The sequence below is a fragment of the Selenomonas sp. oral taxon 892 str. F0426 genome, from assembly GCF_000468035.1.
In the GTDB taxonomy this organism is placed as follows: domain Bacteria; phylum Bacillota; class Negativicutes; order Selenomonadales; family Selenomonadaceae; genus Centipeda.
Genome location: NZ_KI260514.1, coordinates 12386 through 14281, shown reverse-complemented (window position 1 = coordinate 14281; position 1896 = coordinate 12386). Strand labels below are relative to the sequence as shown.

Annotated in this window: 1 protein-coding gene and 2 pseudogenes; all 3 read right to left on the bottom strand. The window is 53.3% G+C overall.

What is annotated here, in order from left to right:
• Positions 1-781, bottom strand: a pseudogene (locus tag HMPREF1992_RS00430) (hypothetical protein); the annotation flags it as partial.
• Positions 778-1686 carry a hypothetical protein gene (locus HMPREF1992_RS00425; protein ID WP_006696256.1) on the bottom strand — a complete coding sequence of 303 codons (909 nt, stop codon included), beginning with the start codon at positions 1684-1686 and terminating at the stop codon, positions 778-780. The gene HMPREF1992_RS00425 and the pseudogene HMPREF1992_RS00430, both read right to left, overlap by 4 nt.
• A 10-nt stretch (positions 1687-1696) precedes the next feature.
• Positions 1697-1896 (bottom strand): annotated as a pseudogene (locus HMPREF1992_RS00420) (hypothetical protein); the annotation flags it as partial.

Here is a 1896-nt window from a genome sequence, read left to right as displayed (position 1 = left end):
GGAGCGTATCTCCTCGAATAAAGACGTTGATCTGCCGCTGCGGCAGTTTCGCTGTCCAGCCGAAGAGCGCGGAGATGAAGTCATGGTAGGTCATTCCGCTGCCCTCAAAGTTCTGGGATGGTGTGAAATCATCGGTCAGATGATGAAGCCGAAGCCCGAGTGCCGATGCAATTTCTGCCGTATAGCGCGACACCTTTGCCCGTTCGACGTAGATATGGATAGGCGTATAGAGGAGAGTGTCCTTACTGTATGTTCCCTTGACGGACTGCATGATGCCGCGCTGACTGGTTTCCTCCACAAGAAAACGGAAGGCATAATCCAACACGCGCCCCTCAACACACGCGTCGATGGAAAGCGGCCGGACGGTTTCGAGTTGGATTGTGTCGGAAAGCGTAAGCTCGCCGAGCGTCACGGAGAACGAACGAATGCCGCGCTCTCTGAACTCTGCGTAGGTAAGCGTGTGCGGAATCTCGATTTTCGTATCTGCAACAATACGCGACTGTTTGATAAGAGTCCGTTTCGTATCTACCAACGCTGCTTTGCAATGACCGATACGCCGAAGCGCATCCCCTGTCACTCGGATTTTCTTGACGATCCGAATATCGCGCAGGGTATCTGCACGCATGGCGATGGATGTGTTGAGACAGCGCGACGTATCTCCGCGCACCTGCACGGGCTGACGGAATACTGGAATCACCGTGGCATATATGATTGGTTTGAGGTGAATCCGCCCGAACGGCAGCCACGCGATGCAGACGACGGGTTTCAGCCTGATGCTCATGTCCCTGCTCTCCATCCGAACTGCCGTCCCGTGAGTTCTGCAACGGTCATAGAGACAGTGCGCGTGTCCATAACGGTGGAATTCGGATTCTGCTCTACAATGTGCCTTCCGTATTCCGTGATATTCCCACCGCTCTTTTCAATTGCTGTCAGAGCACACAGTCCTTCTGCCGTCCGATAGGCGGGATTGCCGAGAAGAGAAATCCCCGTCACACGCGAGTCCGCGCCATACTGCGCAGATAGGGCGGCAACATCGACCGTTTGCAGAATCTCCTGATTCGCAGCTGTCGCCTCATAGCTTCCATCGCCACAGTCGGTCATATTCGTCTGTGTCGCTTGGACGGGCAGCATGATAACCTGTTCCCGTGGGCTGATCTCCGCATCCGAGAGGATGAGATTCGAAATGAGGATATCCTCGGTTCTGCTGTAAACCGTTATGGTCTTTTCACTGGAACTGTAGGCGTACCAAAAAGAACAGTCCTGCTTGTTGCAAACCTCGTGTTCGTTCAAGAGCGCCCGAAAGATACCGTCATTGTTCTGCCCCGGTTTGACATAAAACCACAAGGTATTGACGGCGTTTATGCGAATGCTGTCGGATGTGGCAATGATATCGTTATTGTTATTCCCTTTCATGTGCCACCTGCTCCAGGACGTTTCCGCACTAACGATGATGTAGCCTCCAATCGCAAGGGTAAGTTTGGCACGGTCTGCATTCTCCGGTGCTTTGAAGTACAGATCCAATTTCCCGTAAAGCTCTGTAGGGAATCCTGAAATCGTCAGACCTTTGTCACTGGTCGGCTGCCAGAAGGATACGCCCGTCTTGCTGTACTGCTTCCCTGTCACAGTAGCGCCGCCGCTGACCGAAAGCAGCTCCGCATAGCCCGGATTAATGTATTTGAACGCCATACGAACCTCCTCAATTCGAGACTAGGAGTCCCTCTGCCTGAATGTCCACGCTTGTATCTTGCTGCGGCGCCTCATCTGCACTGCTGAGTGCCTTGACCCAGAAGACGGTATTCGTATCACCGACATCAGACAGCGCGATACGGTCTTTCCAGTCGGCAGATTCCAACGCCGTTTCAGCAGTGTATTTGTTATCCGTCGCGGCTTTCCACT

What these genes read in the sequence shown, in the direction of transcription:
- HMPREF1992_RS00425 (WP_006696256.1), bottom strand. Translation starts at nt 1,686, where the DNA reads ATGGCGTTCAAATACATTAATCCGGGCTATGCGGAGCTGCTTTCGGTC.